This window comes from Neisseria subflava, assembly GCF_003044935.1.
Taxonomy (GTDB): domain Bacteria; phylum Pseudomonadota; class Gammaproteobacteria; order Burkholderiales; family Neisseriaceae; genus Neisseria; species Neisseria subflava_E.
The window spans coordinates 297,339-315,645 of the sequence record NZ_POXP01000002.1 but is presented as its reverse complement, the minus strand read 5'-3'; the positions used below and the strand labels follow the sequence as shown (position 1 = coordinate 315,645).

The 18,307-nt window shown below is 50.8% G+C and carries 15 protein-coding genes; 4 read left to right on the top strand and 11 right to left on the bottom strand.

The features are described 5' to 3' along the window. Positions 1–111: 111 nt before the first annotated feature. Entirely contained in the window at positions 112–1,641 is a 1,530-nt protein-coding gene (locus tag DBY95_RS07130; protein WP_107723862.1) for an ABC transporter permease, read from the bottom strand. 233 nt (positions 1,642–1,874) lie between these two features. On the opposite strand from DBY95_RS07130, the gene DBY95_RS07120 reads away from it, so the two are divergent. Together DBY95_RS07120 and pdxA are read left to right on the top strand one after the other, a co-directional pair. After that, complete coding sequence (locus DBY95_RS07120) at positions 1,875–2,405, top strand: cytochrome b (RefSeq protein WP_107723860.1); 531 nt, start codon at positions 1,875–1,877, stop codon at positions 2,403–2,405. Positions 2,406–2,561: 156 nt separating this feature from the next. Beyond that, positions 2,562–3,563, top strand: coding sequence for a 4-hydroxythreonine-4-phosphate dehydrogenase PdxA (pdxA, locus tag DBY95_RS07115; RefSeq protein WP_107723859.1), 1,002 nt, complete (start codon positions 2,562–2,564; stop codon positions 3,561–3,563). A 190-nt stretch (positions 3,564–3,753) separates the two neighbouring features. On the opposite strand, the gene DBY95_RS07110 is transcribed toward pdxA, so the two are convergent. The 10 genes from DBY95_RS07110 to galE all read right to left on the bottom strand — a co-directional run bounded on the left by DBY95_RS07110 (position 3,754) and on the right by galE (position 16,411). Further along, the gene (locus DBY95_RS07110) at positions 3,754–4,749 is read right to left on the bottom strand and encodes a S49 family peptidase (protein ID WP_107723858.1); all 996 of its coding nucleotides are present in this window, start codon (positions 4,747–4,749) and stop codon (positions 3,754–3,756) included. Between the two features lie 54 nt (positions 4,750–4,803). Further along, complete coding sequence (locus DBY95_RS07105; RefSeq protein ID WP_107723857.1) at positions 4,804–5,826, bottom strand: lysozyme inhibitor LprI family protein; 1,023 nt, start codon at positions 5,824–5,826, stop codon at positions 4,804–4,806. 105 nt (positions 5,827–5,931) lie between these two features. Further along, positions 5,932–7,146, bottom strand: a complete 1,215-nt coding sequence (gene gltS, locus DBY95_RS07100; RefSeq protein WP_107723856.1) for a sodium/glutamate symporter — start codon at positions 7,144–7,146, stop codon at positions 5,932–5,934. Between the two features lie 217 nt (positions 7,147–7,363). After that, positions 7,364–8,770 carry a tetratricopeptide repeat protein gene (locus DBY95_RS07095; protein WP_107723855.1) on the bottom strand — a complete coding sequence of 469 codons (1,407 nt, stop codon included), beginning with the start codon at positions 8,768–8,770 and terminating at the stop codon, positions 7,364–7,366. A gap of 371 nt (positions 8,771–9,141) precedes the next feature. Continuing rightward, the gene (locus DBY95_RS07090) at positions 9,142–10,401 is read right to left on the bottom strand and encodes a capsule biosynthesis protein (protein ID WP_107723854.1); all 1,260 of its coding nucleotides are present in this window, start codon (positions 10,399–10,401) and stop codon (positions 9,142–9,144) included. A gap of 136 nt (positions 10,402–10,537) precedes the next feature. Further along, positions 10,538–12,652 (bottom strand): capsular polysaccharide biosynthesis protein, encoded by a 2,115-nt coding sequence (locus DBY95_RS07085; RefSeq protein WP_107723853.1) that lies wholly within the window; start codon positions 12,650–12,652, stop codon positions 10,538–10,540. Between the two features lie 25 nt (positions 12,653–12,677). Further along, positions 12,678–13,217 carry a dTDP-4-dehydrorhamnose 3,5-epimerase gene (gene rfbC, locus DBY95_RS07080; protein ID WP_199903873.1) on the bottom strand — a complete coding sequence of 180 codons (540 nt, stop codon included), beginning with the start codon at positions 13,215–13,217 and terminating at the stop codon, positions 12,678–12,680. Positions 13,218–13,270: 53 nt separating this feature from the next. After that, positions 13,271–14,137, bottom strand: a complete 867-nt coding sequence (rfbA, locus tag DBY95_RS07075) for a glucose-1-phosphate thymidylyltransferase RfbA (protein ID WP_107723851.1) — start codon at positions 14,135–14,137, stop codon at positions 13,271–13,273. 73 nt (positions 14,138–14,210) lie between these two features. Continuing rightward, a complete protein-coding gene (gene rffG, locus DBY95_RS07070) occupies positions 14,211–15,278 on the bottom strand; it encodes a dTDP-glucose 4,6-dehydratase (RefSeq protein ID WP_107723850.1) in 1,068 nt (355 codons plus the stop codon). Between the two features lie 116 nt (positions 15,279–15,394). After that, on the bottom strand, positions 15,395–16,411 hold the full coding sequence (gene galE / locus DBY95_RS07065) for a UDP-glucose 4-epimerase GalE (protein ID WP_107723849.1): 1,017 nt from the start codon (positions 16,409–16,411) through the stop codon (positions 15,395–15,397). A gap of 221 nt (positions 16,412–16,632) precedes the next feature. Between galE and DBY95_RS07060 the strand changes: the two genes are divergently transcribed. Further along, positions 16,633–16,863 carry an acyl carrier protein gene (locus tag DBY95_RS07060; protein WP_003747973.1) on the top strand — a complete coding sequence of 77 codons (231 nt, stop codon included), beginning with the start codon at positions 16,633–16,635 and terminating at the stop codon, positions 16,861–16,863. Between the two features lie 3 nt (positions 16,864–16,866). Further along, entirely contained in the window at positions 16,867–18,306 is a 1,440-nt protein-coding gene (locus DBY95_RS07055) for an AMP-binding protein (protein ID WP_107723848.1), read from the top strand. Position 18,307 lies beyond the last annotated feature (1 nt).

The following is an 18,307-nucleotide window of genomic DNA, read 5'->3' as shown; positions in this document are numbered from 1 at the left end:
AGGTCGTGTTGAGTGCGGTTAAAAACAAATTATATAGCGGATTCAATCAATTTTCGACACAAGGCGCGGCAATAGTGTAGTGAAAGTGAAGGGAATTTGAGCCGACTACGTTCAGACGGCCTTTTGCCCTTCCGCTTCGTCCACCAGCAAAAATGCCGTCAAAGCCAAAGCGGTCAATACCGCCGTCAACACCATCGCCCGTCCGTAATTGTCCGCACCGGCGCGCCCGAGATAATCGTAAATCAAAGTAGTCAGCGTCTGCCATTCGGGGCGCGACAGGAATAATGTGGCCGCAAATTCTCCGATACACGTTGCCGAAGCCAAAGTCAGACCGCGCCGCAAGGCCGGTTTCAATAAAGGCGCGGTTACATAACAGGCCGTCTGAAAACCGTTTGCGCCCATGGTGCGCGCCGCCGCCGCGTAATCTTTGGGCAAACCGTCCCACGCGGCCAGTACGTCTTTGGCCACAAACGGATACGCCAACAGCGCGTAAGTCGCCGTCAGCAGCCACAGCGAAGCCGTCCACTGCGGATAGAGCAGCAATACGCCGAACGCGATGCACACAGGCGACACCATAAACGGCAAAAACATCAGCGCGCGCAACCACGCCATTTGCCGTGCCGCCGCCGCATACAGCACGCCTAAAACCGTTGCCGCCGCCACCGCTGCCGCAGAGAAACGGACGGTATTCCACACCGCCGCCCACGTTTGCGCTTCCAGCAAGACTGCCCACGAAGAGCCTGCCGATACCGCCTTGAGCCACACCGCCGCCAAAGGCAGCAGGCAGCATACTGCCAACATGGCCAATACCGTTGCCGTCAGCCATTTTTCCCAAGCCCATATCGGCGCACGCGGAGGCAAAGGCGAGACCGACTTATCCACAGTCACGCGCCTGCTCCAATACGCATACAAACCGCCTGCCGCCGCTGTAACCGCCAGCACCAGCCACACCAACACCGACGCACGTTCCATGTCCAACTCGTACGCCACCAGCCGGTAGATTTCCACTTCCACCGTCGCAAAACGTTCACCGCCGAGCAGCAAGGCCAGTCCGAAGCCTGAAAAACAATATAAAAACACCAAGCACGCGCCGCCGGCAACCCACGCGCGCACCACCGGCCATTCGACCCAGACAAACCGCCGCCACGCGTCCGCGCCCAAAGATTGCGCCGAGAGCAACCGCGCCTGCGGCACACGCACAAATCCCTGATACGCCGAGCGCACCAAAACCGGCAGGTTGAAAAACACGTTGCCGTAAATTAGCAGCCACGGCGTGTCCTGCCAACCTGCCGCCAGCATACCGTGTGCGCCAAACAAGGCCAGCACGCCCATGCCTGCTACCAAAGTCGGCATCACAAAAGGCAGCATCAGCAGGCGTAAAACCGTGCGCCGTCCGGCAAAGTCCATCCGCGCCAGCACCCACGCCGCAGGCACGCCCAAAGCCGTGACCAAGACGCAGGTCAAAACCGCCTGTGCCACCGTCCAGCCCAAGCGCAGGCGCATATAGTCATCAGCCACCATTTCCGCCCAAGCGCCTTCGCCGTCGTAAAACGCCAGCGACAGCAAAGGCGCGGCCACCATGACCGCTAAGAAACTTAAAGGCAGAAGCAACAGCGCAAACCGCCGAATCCAAACCTGCATCGATGCGTACCCGAGAATAAAAACGCCTATTTTAGCCCGAGTTCGGCATAGAAGGTGGTATTCCTGCCCTTGTTTTCAGACGGCCCGGGCAGCCTGACGGATAAAACCGCCGTTTCTTCAAATTTTCCAAACATTTACGAAGTCTCTTCAAAAAGGCAACATAATTGGTTGGACATTTTTGTTACAATGCCGCCGATTCAAAAAACCAAACAAATCAAAAACAAGGAAACATTATGACCGCTACACGTCCACAAACCTACGATGCCGTCGCGCGCGCGTTGCACTGGCTGACCGTACTCGGTTTCATCGGCATCCTCTCCACCATTACCGTTTGGACCATCTACGATGGCGAAGAATGGGTCAAATCGCTCTTCGGCGTGCATAAATCCATCGGTTTCATCACCCTGCTGGTGATTGCCATGCGCATTGTTTGGGCTTTGCTCAATGCGTCCAAACGCCCTGCCGCCGACAGCTTTGCCGCCAAAGCAGGCCACCTTGCCCTTTACGTTCTCATGCTCGCCGTTCCCGTTATCGGCATGATCCGCCAATACGGCGGCGGTCGCGGTCCGTTGAAAGTATTCGGTGTCGAAGTGATGCAGGGTTCGCCAGAGAAAATCGAATGGATGTCCAACCTCGGCAATATGGCGCACGGCAAACTCGGCTGGCTGCTCTTCGCGCTTGTCGCCGGCCATATCGCCATGGTTGTCGTCCACCGCATTCAAGGCCACGACGTTTTGTACCGCATGATCGGCCGCCGTTCTTAAGTATAAAACGGTAAACAGACAAGGCCGTCTGAAAACAGTTTGACCAAGCAAAAACTGTTTTCAGACGGCCTTTTTGTATTTGTGTTAATCTGCAAAAGTAGGGCAGGCATTTTGCCTGACGTTGTCCAAATACTGTAAACCATACCGAGAAACACCATGACTGCTCCCATTCTCGCCATCACTTCCGGCGAACCGGCCGGTATCGGCCCCGACATCTGCCTCGATTTGGCTTTCGCCGACCTTCCTTGCCGCCCCGTTGTTTTGTGCGACAAAAACCTGTTGGCGCAAAGGGCCGAACAGCTCGGCAAATCCGTCATCCTGCGCGACTTTCAAGCCCAAGCGGCTGAACCGTTGCCTAAGGGCGAACTCGAAGTCCTGCATATTCCTTTAGATGCCGAGTGTCGGGCAGGCGAACTCAATCCTGCCAATGCCGCGTATGTTCTCCGGCTGCTGGATACGGCGTATCAAGGCATTTCAGACGGCCTGTTTGCCGGTATGGTTACTGCGCCGCTGCATAAAGGCATCATCAACGATGCCCACGCAGGCAACGGCTTTTTCAGCGGTCATACCGAATACCTCGCCGAAAAAAGCCATACCGAACAAGTCGTCATGATGTTAACCGGCGGCGGCCTGCGTGTGGCATTGGTCACCACCCATCTGCCGCTGAAAGATATTTCCGCCACCATCACGAAGCCTTTAATCGAGTCGGTTGTCCGCATTCTTGAACACGACCTGCGCCATAAGTTCGGCATAGCCAAACCGGTCATCCTCGTTACCGGCCTCAATCCCCACGCGGGCGAAGGCGGCCATTTGGGACACGAAGAAATTGACACCATTATTCCGGCACTTCATGCCCTGCAGGCCGAGGGCATAGACGCACGCGGCCCTTATCCGGCCGATACCGTGTTCCAACCCTTCCTGCTCAAAGATGCCGATGCCGTCCTCGCCATGTATCACGACCAAGGGCTGCCGGTGCTCAAATACGCCGGTTTCGGCGAAGGCGTGAATATCACCCTCGGCCTGCCCTTTATCCGCACTTCCGTCGACCATGGTACTGCCTTGAACTTGGCAGGCACGGGCAAAGCCGACTCCGGCAGTTTGATTACCGCCGTTCGTGCCGCGCTTGATATGGCGCACAATATGCAGCAGGCCGTCTGAAGCGTGAAGGTTTAATCGTTCGCAGGCGTAATGTGTTCCTGTAACAGCATCATCAGGGAGCATCTGCCTGCCGATTTGATGAAGCCGATGGATGCTTGGACAATAATCAGCGTTTTATTTTAAAAACCATATAAAAAGGCCGTCTGAAGCCCCATGTTTTGGGTTTCAGACGGTCTTTGGGTTTTTTGGTTTACCAAATTTCAGACAAAGTTTCTTTGACTTTAGCCTTCACTTCCGCACCGAAGCGGCGGCTGAGCATTTTGCTGAAATCGTCTTGCGGCGTGTAGTTGACCAGCTCGGGGGCTTTGACGACATCGCGGGCAACGCTGTAAATGCTGCCGAAGTCGTCAATCAGGCCGACCTGTTTGGCTTCTTTGCCAGTATAGATGCGGCCGCTGAAAACGTCAGGATACTGTTTGTCTTTCAACCTTGCGCCGCGGCCGAGTTTGACGGCTTTGATAAATTCTTGGTGAATATCGCCCAACATGGTTTCCCAAATTTGGGTTTGTGCCGGGGTTTCAGGCGTGAAAGGGTCGCCCATACCTTTGTTGCTGCCGGCGGTTTTCAGACGGCGTTTGACACCGGCTTTGTCCATCAGGCCGGTAAAGTCGAAACCGCCGCCGATCACGCCGATGCTGCCGACAATGCTGGAAGGGTCGGCGTAAATTTTGTCGGCTGCGGCGGCAATGTAGTAGCAGCCGGAAGCGCACATGTCTTCGGCAACGAGGTAGACAGGGATGTCTTTGTGTTCGGCTTTGAGGCGGCGGACTTCGTTAAAGGCCGTGTTGGACACGACAGGCGAACCGCCAGGGCTGTTGGCACGGATGATGATGGCTTTGGCGTTGCCGTTGTTGTAGGCGGCTTCCATGCTGTCGCGCAGGATTTGGACTTGGTCGTCGATGTCGTTGCCGATTTCGCCGGTCAGGTCGATAACGGCGGTGTGTTCGCTGCGGGCTTGGATGCTCGTGGTTTTTCCTTCTTCTTCTGCGAAGCCGAAGATCAGGCTGAGGAAGATGAGGACGGCGACACCGCGCCAGATATTGCGCCAAATGCGGGCGCGGCGCTGTTCTTGGTAGGCGGCGAGGAGGACTTCACGCAGGGTGTTGCGCTCCCAGTTGTCGACGGGTGTGGAGGCTGAAGAGGGTGTGTTTTGGGCATTGCCTTCACGGTGGATTCGGTATTGCATGATGTGATGTGCTTTCTTGTAGGCCGTCTGAATGTTCAGACGGCCTTATCGGTTTTAGTTGATGGAATAGCCGCGCAGGTATTGCGTACGTTCGCGGGTCATGCGGGTCTCACACTGCAGGCGCAGGTATTCTGCTTGTGCGGAGTTGTCTGCGGACGCGGCTGCTTGTTGGCAGTTGAGTTTTTTGCTTTGAATCCAGGCGCGTTGTTCGCCGAGGATTTGTTGTTTGACATCGCTGTCTAAGCCGCCCCAGAGGTCGTTGATTTCGCCGTCCGCCTGACGGTTTTGCGCGCGCGCGTTGTCGAGTTCGCTTTGGCTGAGGCCGGGCGGCTCGTTGCGTTGGGTTTCATGGTCGGGGCGCAGGACTTCGTAATCTGAATCGTCGCCGTCATCGGTCAGGCCGGCAGCTTGGCTGGCGGCGTTGTTTTCAAGGATGTCTTGCGGATTGACAGTCGGCGGCTCTTCCGTGTTTTGGTTTTGCAGCAGCTTGATGGCCTGCTCTTTGGATACAGGCTTGCCGTCTATCATAACAATGCTTTTCACGCCGTAGGGCAGCAGGGTAGCGGAAAGGGTTTGGGCGGTGGTGCTCAGGGTGTTGTCTTCGAGAATCAGTTTGCCGTCTTTGTCGGGGGTGTAGAGCAGGGTGGTGCTGAACGTGTTGTTTTCAAAGGTCAGGTTGCTGCCCATCAGTTTTTGTTCGAGCATGTCGGACAACGGGGTGCTGCCGTAAATCAGCGGGCTGTTGTCTATGGCCGTCTTGAGGATGGTGTCGGGAATGCGGATTTTGAGGTTGGCACGGCAGATGGCTTTGCCGTCGTCTTCGGTTTCTTTGGGGTCTTCAAGCAGGGTTTCTAATTCGAGGCCGGCGGCGATGATTTTGTCGGCATCGACGAATTGGCGGTTGTCATTGCGGGCAAAGGAGCGCGCTTGTTGTTTGAGGGTGTCTTCGATGGTGGTACGGATGTTTTGCAGTGTGGCCGGTTGGGCGCAATCAAGCGCGGCTTTCGGCTCTTCTTTGCTGCATGCGGCAAGAAGAATCGTGCTTAAAATCAATACGGAAGCGGTTTTTTTGTACATGGGTACTCCTGAAGATGACGGCCTTTCAGACGGCCTGACGTGCTTATCATAACAAAAGCACTTGCAGCAAGTAAATGCGGCAAGTGCTTTTCTATGTCAGACGTATCAGCCTTTGATGACGCTGATGAAGCCGGAGAGGATGGCGGCGTTGAGCAAGTCAACGAAGAACGCACCCACCATAGGCACAATCAAGAAGGCTTTGTGAGACGGGCCGAAAGTTTGGGTAATGGACTGCATGTTGGCAACGGCAGTCGGGGTGGCACCCAAACCGAAGCCGCAGTGACCGGCTGCCAATACGGCAGAGTCGTAATCGCGACCCATGAAGACGTAGGTAACGAAAGTGGCGTACAGAATCATCACGACGGTTTGTACGGCCAAGATGATGGTTACAGGGCCTGCCAGACCGGTCAATTCCCACAGTTTCAGGTTCAGAAGAGCCATAGACAGGAAGAGGGACAGGGAGGCGTTACCGAATACGTCGATGGCGCGGTCAAACATATTGACTTTGAAGGCGGCAGTCAAGACGTTGCGGATGACCACGCCTGCAAACAGACACCATACGAATTTAGGCAAGTCGAAGAAGGCTTTGTCGTAGCTGTCCACGATTTCGGCAAAAGCCAAACATGCGGCAAACATCGCGAGCGTTTCGACAGCGGAGTCAGCCGTAATCAGGCGGGTGCGCTGTGCTTGTTCGAAGATGTCATCAGTAGCATCGTTGTCGTCGGATTTGGCAGTTTTGACGATAGGTTTACGGCCCATTTTGTTGATCAGACGGCGTGCAACAGGACCACCGATCAAACCGCCGAATACCAGGCCGAATGTTGCAGAAGCCATACCTAAGCCGGTTGCGCCGGTCAGGCCGAATTTGCTTTCAAAGTCAGGACCCCATGCACCGGCGGTACCGTGACCACCGGTCAGGGTAATCGAACCGGTAATCAGGCCAATCAGCGGATCCAAGCCCAATGCGCTCGCCAAGCCGACACCGACAAAGTTTTGGACGATGATAAATGCACCCACCACGGCGGTAAAGATAACCAAAGGCAAACCGCCCGCTTTCAAACGGGAGAAGTCGGCGCTCAAACCGATGGATGTAAAGAAGATAAGCATGAACGCATCTTGCAGCGGTTTTTCAAATTTGAAGCTGACGCCGTAGGCTTCGTGCAGGGCGAACAGGACGATAGCGGCAATCAAACCGCCGGCGACCGGCTCGGGAATATTGAAGTCTCTTAAGAATTTGATTTTTTGAACCAGAAATTTACCAACCAGCAACACGAGCGTGGCGGCAATCAGTGTGTAATAACTGTTGAATTCCCATTCCATGTTGTTTCACCTCCTAGAAATGTTTTTCCGAGCATCCGTTTTTGTTCCGGATGTAGTGTGTTTCAACGCTTGGCGTTATCCGCCGAGTGTCATGGTATTGATGCGCGGACAAGGCGTTTTCAGAAAGAAATGAAAACAATGACGTGTCCGTGAAAAATAACTGGCAAATATTAGGGGAATAGTTAAAGATTGTCAAAAAATGCGAGTGTAAATATTTTCAGACGGCCTTTTGTCCGATGGTATGGTGCACTTCGTGGCGCCATTGTTCTAATAGGGATGTTAATGATTCGGCCGAAGTGTGGCCGTTGCTGATGGCGGCCTGCAGCCAGTAGCAGGCGGTCGGAACATGGCAGCTTACACCTTGTCCGTGATAGTAAAAACAGGCGAGGTGGTATTGGGCGGAAGGGTGGTTTTGTTCGGCAGCGATGGCGTACCAGTGGGCGGCCGCCCGAGGGTCTTGTGCCGTACCGAGGCCGTAATGGTAGATGCGACCTAAGGCTGCCGCCGCATTTTTATGATGGAACTCGGCCGCTTCCATGTAATTTTTGCGCGCGGCATTGTAGTCGGCAGGACGGCCGATGGCGTGGGCTTGTGCTTCTGCCAAATGGTAGATGGTTTCGGTTTGTTGCTGTTGCAGGGCGGCTGTTTTGATTTGTTCGTATTGTTGCGGATGGTACAGCGCGGCGTCGCTGATGAGTTTTTGTGCGGCAGCGGCAGAACCCAGCGCGGCAGCACGGTGGTAGTAATCATGCGCGACATGGTTGTCAGCTTTAATGCCGAGGCCGTAGCGGTAGAGGTCGCCCATGATTTTCAGCGCTTCGGGATGGTTTTTCTCGGCAGCGGCTTTGGCATATCGTGCCGCTTGGAACGGATCGCGTTCGGAAAGTTCGCCGGTCAGGGCGTATTGGGCCAGCTTGGCCTGTGCTTCCGCTTGCTCCTTATCGGCGGCACGACGATACCATTCTAAGGCTTCGGGTTTGCGTTGGGCGGCAAGAAGGTCGGCCAGCAGGATTTGTGCGGCGATGTGGCCGGCTTGCGCGGCTTGTTCGAGGTATTGTTCGGCTTGTCCGTGGTTGGGGTTGACACCTGTGCCGTAGAAGTAAATTTGACCGAGTTGCCAGTAGGCGACAGTCACGCCGAGCGCGGCCGCTTTTTCGTATTGTTCGATGGCTGTTGCAACGTCGCCTTGGCGTTGATGATGACGTGCCAGATGGTAATATGCAGGCGCGGCATATTGCGCGGCGGCAAGCTCTGCCCAGTAGAGCGATTGTGGATCGTTGCGTTGCGCATGGTAACGCATGAGGATTAATTGGGCTTCAAGGTGACCTTGCTCACCCAGCCAGGCGTATTCGTTAAGAAGATGTCCAGTCGGGGTACCGTTGCGTTCGCGTTGTTGCAGCAGGATAAAGAGTGCCTTGGGATGGCGTTGGGCCGCGGCGGCTTCCAGCCATGGAAGTGCCTGCTCCGGATGACCGTTTTGCAGCAGATGGTCGCCCAATACGAAAGCAGCTTCCGTATATCCCTGCTCTGCGGCCTGTTGCAGCAGGGGCAGGGCTTGGGTAGTATTGGATTGTTCCAAAAGGGCGGCGGCTTGCCGGTAGAGGATTTCAGGAGCAGCGGTCATGGTTTGCGGGCGGATATAAAGTGGAAGACGGATGTTGCGGCATATGGGCGGCGATACCGGTTGAGAGCTTTGTAAAAATTTTGCTCGGCATAGTTTTGTAGAGTGTATTGTCTTGCTGGCTTATCTTTAGGATGTTTGGCTTGTTATATTGTTTTGCCTAGGGATACATCCATATTTTGTGTGTTACAAAAGGCTCAGCTTGAGTCGGTATGCGCTCATGACAGCTCGGTCATTATACTGTCTTTGTAATTTATTGTTAATGATAAATGCAGGTTTTTGTGTTTTATTTACATGGCAGTAGCTAAGGTATATTGATTGCTTCAGGCCGTCTGAAAAACATTTCAGACGGCCTAAACTTTTCTTTCGCTAAGTCAGGTTGTTGGAGTGGAAGAGTCGGAGGTTTTTTTGTTAGGGAAAAAGACCTGACTGTAGAAATTACCGTTAATTTGGGTCACGTTGAGGTGGTACATTCGGTAGGTATGGAACAGCTCTTTGTCAGGCGGTGTCGGATGATTCCAAAATTCCGCCAAGGTATTTTGGTCAGTAATGCCGGGAATATCATAATAGGCACGGCCGAGAACCTTAACTGGCATATTGTGAATCAGTCCGGACAGGCCGCTGGTACTGTTGATGGTGACCATACCGAGGCCATGGCGCAGGAAAACGGGCAGGGGGACATCATGGACGTAAGTGATACGGCCTTTGAGTTTGGGGTGTTTTTTGATAAAGCGTTTGATGTCGCACGAGTAGTCGATAAAGCCGCGGTCCATCGGATGATGCTTGATGATGAGGTTGGTATCGGCAGGCGCGTGCGCGGCAAAGGAGGCTAAAATATGGAGCAGGAAGCTGCGGACGCTGGAAAAGTCACAATGGATGCGGACTTGGCTGTCGTTGAATACCTGCAAGGGAACAATAAAAAATTTGCCGTATTTGCCCGCCTCCACGCGTTTGGCGATTTGGATGTCTTCAATGTAGTAGTTCAAACGCTTGAGGATGGAGATTGACCACAGTTTGAGGTAATGGCCGGCATTGGATGCGCGGTGGTGGATGTAGTTTGGGTACTTGTTCGGGTTGCGGAACAATTCGATATAGTAACGGACGGCATTTTTGGCCATGGGCATAAACCCGCCGCGTACCGGCGTCGGCGCTTTGTATTCCTGCTGGGCAAGCTTAGGGAATTGTTCCAAAAAAAAGTCGGCACGGCGCGGTAATAGGGAAAATGCGTTGACGCCGTCTTTTTCTAAGGTGATGTAGTAGGGGCGGAAATAGCCTTCTTCAAACGCCCAGAAACTGGCTTGGTTTTCGTTTGCAATGCGTTTTGCAATGACGTGATAAGGGCGTGTGTCACCAAAGCAGACAACGGCCTGGATGTGATGTTGAACGATGTATTCTTGCAAAAATTCAGGAAAGGCATCGTAGTTGTCGTTAAAAACAACGGTATGCGCTTGAGTGGGCGGATAAAAATAGTCGTCGCCTGCATTAAAGTTGAATTTATGTACAGTTTTGCCATTTTCAGTCAGCCAATTGGCAAGACGCAGAAAAAAATTGCCGACAGGTCCTTGAAGCAGCAGGATATTTTCTGCGCTTTCAAGCAGGTTTTGCAGGTTGTTTTTGAGGACGGTCTGTTTCATGTCGCAATGTGGTTTTGTTTTTTATGTAATAGTTTTAGGTTGAACTTTCAAGCATACGCCAAGAGAATTAACGATGCAAAGGCAATGATGCCGCAATAGAGGCAAGTTTATGACGTGTCGTTAATTTAGATGGTGTTTATTTGAAAGATCGATATAGTTGTTTGATTTTACCTAATTTTTTAGCAAAGTACCCGCGATGTAATCCGTTGTTGTTTTTTTGCATATTTTTTTGTCGTATCAGGATTTGGGCAGCGGTTTCCGCATTGATGGCCTGATGGGTTTCGGGATGGATATAGTCGGGATAGTGTATGAGCGTACCGGCAATCAGCTGCCAAAGCTCAAGCCTGCGGCTGCGGCGCGGAATGGGGAGCAGATCTTGGGTAAGCCCCCAGCCTGCATAGAAAGGCAGGCCGTAGCAGCTGACTTTTTTGCCACGCAACAAGGCTTCAAAACCGGTCAGCGAAGTCATGGTATGTACTTCGTCTGCGTATTGGAGACAGGTCAGGATATCGGCTTGTTCGGCGGTTTGGTCGGCATATCGTGCAGCATCTTCAGGAAAAATCTGGCCGATACGGTTACCGCTGACTACATCGGGATGCGGTTTGTAGATGATATAGGCATCGGGATTGCATTCGCGTACAGTACGGAGCAGATCCAGATTGCGATAGATTTGGGGCGAACCGTAGCGGATAGACGCGTCATCCTCAACTTGGCCGGGAACGAGGATTACGGTTTTGTCGGTTGATGGGGCGGTGAAGTCTGAGCTGCCGACGTTGTATTTGCTGATGTGGTTTTCGGTCAGCATTTTTTGCAGCTTCAAGGCCGTCTGAAAGTCTTGATCGTTGAAGTTTTGGTTTTGCAGGATGTGTTCAAGACGTGACGGGGTTTCGGCATTGAAATAAATGCCCATATCGTCGGTAACGAGCGACAGCGGCGGGACTAAATTAGAACCAAGCCCGACCGAGCGGATAAAGCCGTCTTCCATGCGCAACAGGGGGATGTGGTGTTGTTCGGCAAAACGGACGATGGTCTCTTTGCCGTTGCCCCAAGCTAGGATGCGTGCATCATCGGACAGTTTGACCCCTGCCAGTTTTTGGGTAGAGGAGATAAATTTCAGACGGCATGAAGGTACGTTAAAGAACGGTTTGGCAACCGCGCGTTTCCACAAAGACATGCTGACGCAATATAACTCACCACGTAATTTGTCGTTTTTGCGTTTGACCGTCGCCAGATAGTCGATGACATCAAAGAGGCTGCCTGCTTCGCCGGTATTGGGGTTGAGGTAGCGGCTGTATTGCAGATAGGCTGCTGCGAAGAGTTGCAGCAAGTTGCGGCGGGCGCGGCGTTGGGTTTGAACAAGGCTGTCGATTTTTGGATGGCGGTCGTCGCTCACGCCCCATCCGGCATACCACGGCAGGCCGAAGGTGGTCAGTGGTTTGCCGCACAAAAGTGCCTCAAAGCCCATTTGTGAGGTAACGCAATAAACTTTATCGACGTTTTGCAACAAAGAAATCGGATTGATGTCTTCTGCCAAAAGATGGACGCGGTGTTGCTGCGCCAGCTGGGTCAGATAGCCTTGTTTTTTGCCGCACAAAACATCGGGATGGGTTTTTACCCAGATATCGGCTTGCGGATTTTCATTCAAGGCCGTCTGAAACATCAGTTCAAACGTAGAGGCATCTGCGCCGCCATATTGGATGGCCATATCGCCGAAGGTTTGATCAATGATAAGGACAGTTTCGGGTTTGGATGGGGAACGCAAAGGATGATCGTCTGAAAGTTCGGGCGCGTGGTTGTATTTGGATAGATGATGTCGCAGTATGAAATCCATCGCCTGTCGCGCCTGAGCCAAGGTTTCAGACGGCATGGTATCAGCGGCGAGAATCAGTTGTTCCAAACGCGAAGGACGCGTGGTGTCGTAGTAGATACCGATGTCGTCATAGACGATGGAGTAGGGCGGATAGCCGGCGACGCCCAGGCTGAGCGAACGTAAAAAACCGTCTTCCAAAGCAATAAAGGGAAGCTGGTGTTCAGCGGCAAAAGCACGCGCTTTGTGTGTCGTTGGGCGCAAACCCCAGCCGACAACAGCCTCTGCTCCTTTTCCGTCTTTGCAGATATGAAATTCAGGCAATAGGATGGAGAGATGGGGGATTTTGCGGATGCCGCGAGAGGGGATGTAGGCGTTTTTCACAATGCGTTTTCGTCGATTATTGTTATTAATGGATTGTAGGCCGTCTGAAAAGAGGAACATTCTTTCAGACGGCCCGAATTATTTTTTAAAACGTGACGGCTTCGGCCAATACTTTGCCTGCCAAGTCTTTAGGCGACAGGTTCGGCTCGCCTTGCAACGGCCAGTCAATGCCGACGGTCGGATCATTCCAAATCAGCGAGTGTTCGGCTTTGGGATTGTAATAATCCGTGCATTTATAGACGAACTCGGCTTCGTCGCTCAGTACATAGAAACCGTGTGCGAAACCTTCGGGTACCCACAGTTGGCGTTTGTTTTCTGCGGACAGGATCTCGCCTACCCATTTGCCGAAAGTGGGGGAGCCTTTACGCATATCGACGGCTACGTCGAATACTTCGCCGACAACCACGCGCACGAGTTTGCCTTGTGTGTTTTCAGTTTGATAGTGCAGGCCGCGCAATACGCCTTTGCTGGATTTGGAGTGGTTTTCCTGCACAAAGGTGCGGTTGCAGACTTGGGTTTTGAACCACTCGTCGCGGAAGGTTTCCATAAAAAAGCCGCGCGCGTCGCCGAAGACTTGCGGCTCAAGCAGTTTTACGTCAGGAATGGCGGTATCAATGATGTTCATCGTTTTATCTTTCATCTAAAGGCCGTCTGAAAAGTTTCAGACGGCCTCAAACATTATTTTTTCAACAGGCGCAGCAAATATTGGCCGTATTGGTTTTTCGCCATCGGGTGCGCCAGCTCTTCCAGTTTTTCATCGGAAAGCCAACCGTTGCGCCAAGCGATTTCTTCCAGGCAGGCGATTTGCAGGTCTTGGATGTTTTGCACGGTTTGGACGAATGAAGCAGCTTCGTGCAGGCTCTCGTGAGTGCCGGTGTCCAGCCATGCAAAACCGCGTCCCAAAAGTTGTACCGACAATGAACCGTCTTCCAAATACATTTGGTTGAGGTCGGAAATTTCCAATTCGCCGCGGGCGGACGGTTTGATTTGTTTGGCGAACTCGACGACGCGGTTGTCGTAGAAGTACAAGCCGGTTACCGCCCAATCGGATTTTGGCTGTTGCGGTTTCTCTTCGATAGACAGGGCGTTGAAGTTTTCGTCAAATTCAACCACGCCGAAACGCTCGGGGTCTTTGACCTGATAACCGAATACGGTTGCGCCGTGGGTCTTGGCGGCGGCCTGTTTCAATGTTTGCGTAAACGATTGGCCGTAGAAAATATTGTCGCCCAAAACCAAGCAGACATTATCATTACCGATAAATTCTTCACCGATGATAAATGCCTGTGCCAAGCCGTCCGGAGTGGGTTGCACGGCATAACTGATGGAAATGCCGAAATCGCTGCCGTCGCCGAGCAGGCGTTTGAAAGAGGCGTTGTCTTCAGGCGTGGTAATTACCAAAATATCGCGGATTCCTGCCAGCATCAATACGGACAGGGGATAGTAAATCATGGGCTTGTCGTACACGGGCAGCAGTTGTTTGGATACGCCGCGCGTGATGGGGTAGAGGCGTGTGCCGCTGCCGCCGGCAAGGATGATGCCTTTCATGGGTTTTCTCCTGAGTAGTGTGTGTTTGCATGATTTTCAGACGGCCTAATATGGGAACAGGCCGTCTGAAAACTTATTTTCCGGTGCCTAAACGTTCCAAACGGTAGCTACCGTTCAATACGTTTTGCCACCAGGTTTTGTTGTCCAAATACCATTGCACTGTTTTGCGGATGCCGGATTCGAATGTTTCTTGAGGTTTCCAGCCCAGCTCCCTGCCGATTTTGGCTGCATCAATGGCGTAGCGCACGTCATGGCCGGGACGGTCTTGTACGAAAGTAATCAAATCTTCATAACGCGCCACGCCGGCCGGTTTTTCAGGAACAAGCTCTTCCAGCAGGGCGCAGATGGTTTTGACGACTTCAATATTGGCTTTTTCATTGTGGCCGCCGATATTGTAGGTTTCGCCGACAACACCTTCGGTAACAACCTGATACAGCGCGCGTGCGTGGTCTTCGACAAACAGCCAGTCGCGGATTTGCATACCGTCGCCGTAAACGGGCAGCGGTTTGCCGTCAAGCGCGTTCAGAATCATCAGCGGAATGAGTTTTTCCGGGAAATGGTAAGGGCCGTAGTTGTTGGAGCAGTTGGTTACGATGGTCGGCAAACCGTAAGTACGCAACCATGCGCGGACGAGATGGTCACTGGACGCTTTAGAAGCAGAGTAGGGGCTGGACGGCGCGTATGGCGTGGTTTCGGTGAACAAATCGTCCGTACCGTGCAAATCGCCATAGACTTCATCGGTAGAAATATGGTGGAAGCGGAAGGCTTCGCGCTTTTCAGACGGCATTTGTTGCCAGTAGGCGCGGGCCGCTTCAAGCAGATTGAATGTGCCGACGATATTGGTTTGGATAAATTCGCCTGCCGAATCGATAGAGCGGTCGACATGGCTTTCCGCAGCCAAGTGCATCACGGCATCTGGCTGGTGTTGTGCGAATACGCGGTCGAGTTCTGCACGGTCGCAAATATCTACTTGCTCAAAAGCATAGCGAGGATTATTGGCTACCTCAGTCAAAGATTCCAAATTGCCGGCATAAGTCAGCTTATCGACATTGACGACAGAGTCTTGGGTGTTTTGGATAATATGACGGACAGCGGCAGAACCGATAAAGCCCGCACCGCCGGTAACAAGGATTTTTTTCATAAGTTTCATAGGATAGTCAAAATAATATAAACGGATTATAGCAGACAGAATGTGTGTTTTTCAGATAAAGAGGCCGTCTGAAAACATCTCTTTCAGACGGCCTGTATTAAGTCAACTTAATCGTCGTAGCCATTTGGGTTGTTGCTGACCCAACGCCATGAGTCTTCCATCATCTGCGCCAAATTGCGTTTGGTTTCCCAACCGGTCTGCGCTTTGGTGTAGGCAGGGTCGGCGTAACAAACAGCAATATCACCAGGGCGACGGTCTTTAATTCGATAAGGAACTTTCAGGCCTGAAGCAGTTTCAAAGGCTTTGATCATATCTAGTACGGAATAGCCGTTACCTGTGCCTAAATTAAATATATGTACACCGGACTTGGTTGAATGGCTTTGCATAGCTTTCAAATGGCCATCGGCCAGATCAACAACATGGATATAATCGCGCACACCTGTGCCATCAGGGGTAGGGTAGTCGTTTCCGAATACTGACAACTCTGTCAGTTTACCCAAAGCGACTTGGCAGATATACGGTAAGAGGTTATTTGGAATACCATTTGGGTATTCTCCGATTAAACCACTTTTGTGTGCGCCTACAGGATTGAAATAGCGTAGCAGAATCACGCTCCAGCGTGGGTCGGCTTTTTGAATATCAGTCAAAATACGTTCGACTATATATTTTGATGTGCCGTAAGGATTGGTTGTACCTCCTACTGGCATATCTTCGGTAATTGGCGTACGTGCAGGGTCACCATATACTGTAGCAGATGAGCTAAATACAATACTAAATACTCCTGCCTTAGCCATTTCTTCTGCCAAAATCAAGCTACCCGATACGTTGTAATTGTAATATTTCATAGGTAGTGTATTGCTTTCGCCTACCGCTTTCAAACCGGCAAAGTGCATCACAGTTTGGATTTTATGTTCGGCAAAAATCTTTTGCAGCATAGCGCGATCTCGGATATCTCCTTGATAAAAAGGAATATCTTTGCCAGTGATTTTTTTTAGACGTGGCAGAATGTTGATACTGGAATTGCACAGATTGTCAAGAATTACGACATTGTAGCCCGCTTCAATCAGCGAAATAGCGGTATGCGAGCCGATAAAACCGGTACCGCCGGTGATAAGAATAGTCATTGGTTTTCCTTAATTAAAATTGTGTTTGGAAGTCGTGAAACCGGTTGGCTGAAAATACAAACGCTTTCAGATGGCTTGGTGTAAGTGTTGTCAAAGAGGGATTGCTTTATTTGGTTATTGTATATTTAGTTACCTGAAAAGTAAAAAAATATGGGATAATCACAATGTTATGCACAGGGTGCAAAGCGTTATCATTTCAATTTTAATAAAAGGATCTTACCATGTCAGTATCTAACGAAGTTTTGGCGTTGATTTCACAAGTTGCACAAAAACAAGTGTCAGCAAATGAAGAATTGTTGTCTACGGGACTTATTGATTCTGTGAGCGCAATGGATTTGGTTATGGCCATCAAACAAAAATTTGATGTTGATTTGCCGTTTGAGCAACTGGTTGATATTTTGGCAAACTCAGCCAATATCATTCAATATGTTGAAAATAATTACAAAGGCTAAATCATGAAACAATTAAATGAATTCCAAAATCTTGATGATTTTTTGGAATACCGTTTCAGCCAAACTTCGGGAAAAGCGTTAGTTAATGATACTCAGGAATGTTCTTGGGAAGAGTTGCGCGTAAAAATAGCCGCATTTATCGAGGCTTACAAAAGCATAGCAGATATTACCAAAAACATTCCTTTGGTGTTGCACGGCCATAAAGAAATTGATTTTGCAGTGGCAATTTATGCCTGCTTATTAAACAAAATCCCTTTTATTCCGGTGGATAGTATTTATCCTGAAAGCCGTTTGAACAATATCTGCCAACTGTCGAAAGCACGTTTTGTGTACCGTTCGGCAACGCAAACTTTTGAAAAGCAGACTGATGAAGAAGTAGAGTTGGCTGAAAAAGATTTGGCTTACATCATGTTTACTTCAGGAACAACCGGCGCACCTAAGGGGGTGCAAATCGGTCGTGAAGCTGTATTCAACCTGATGAAATGGATGAAAGAGCAGCTTAATTTAGCCGCACCTAATGTGTTTATGAATCAGGCTCCGTTTGCGTTTGATTTGTCAATGTACGAAATCTTTGGCAACTTGGCTTACGGTGGTTGCATTGTCATGAACAGTCGTGATGCTATTTCTAATCCTGCCACCTGGATTGATTTTTTGGTCAAACAACAAATTACTACTTGGGTTTCCACGCCTTCTTTTGCCATGCAGCAGCTGCTCAACCCTAAATGTAGTCAGGCTACTTTACCGAGTTTGAAGGAATTTTTGTTCTGTGGCGAAAAACTTGGCAAACCTGTAGTAAATATGATTTTTCAAAAATTTCCCGGTGTCCGTGTTATCAATACCTATGGTCCGACTGAGGCTACTGTAGCAACAACTTACGTTGATATTACGCCTGATATGCTGGCGGCAGAAGAAGAGTTGCCTGTAGGCATTGCCGTGCTTAATTCCAAATTAGAGATTGTTGACGAAGAGATTTGGATTAGTGGTAATCATGTGATGCGTGGCTATCTGAACAACGAAACTGAAAATGCCAAACGCTTGGTAGTACACAGTGCAGATAACCGCACTTATAAAACAGGTGACTACGGTTTTGAAAGAAATGGATTGTTCTATGTACAAGGCCGTAAAGACGAGCAGATTAAGCTCAATGGCTACCGTATCGAACTTTCAGAAATTGAAGAAAAAATCCTTAACCTTAAGGAATTTGCCTTTGATAATGTGGCAGTAGTGGCGTTGAAGCGCAACACAGGCGCAGTATTGCGTTTGGTGTGTTTCTATACAGCCAAGCAAAGTGCAGATACTCAGGCGATCAAAGACGCATTAGTACAAAATTTACCGTCTTACATGATGCCGTCTGAATTTATTCACATTGATGAAATTCCAGTCAGCACCAACCACAAAACCGACAAAAAAGCATTGTTGGAAAAATATCAACAGGGTTTATAAA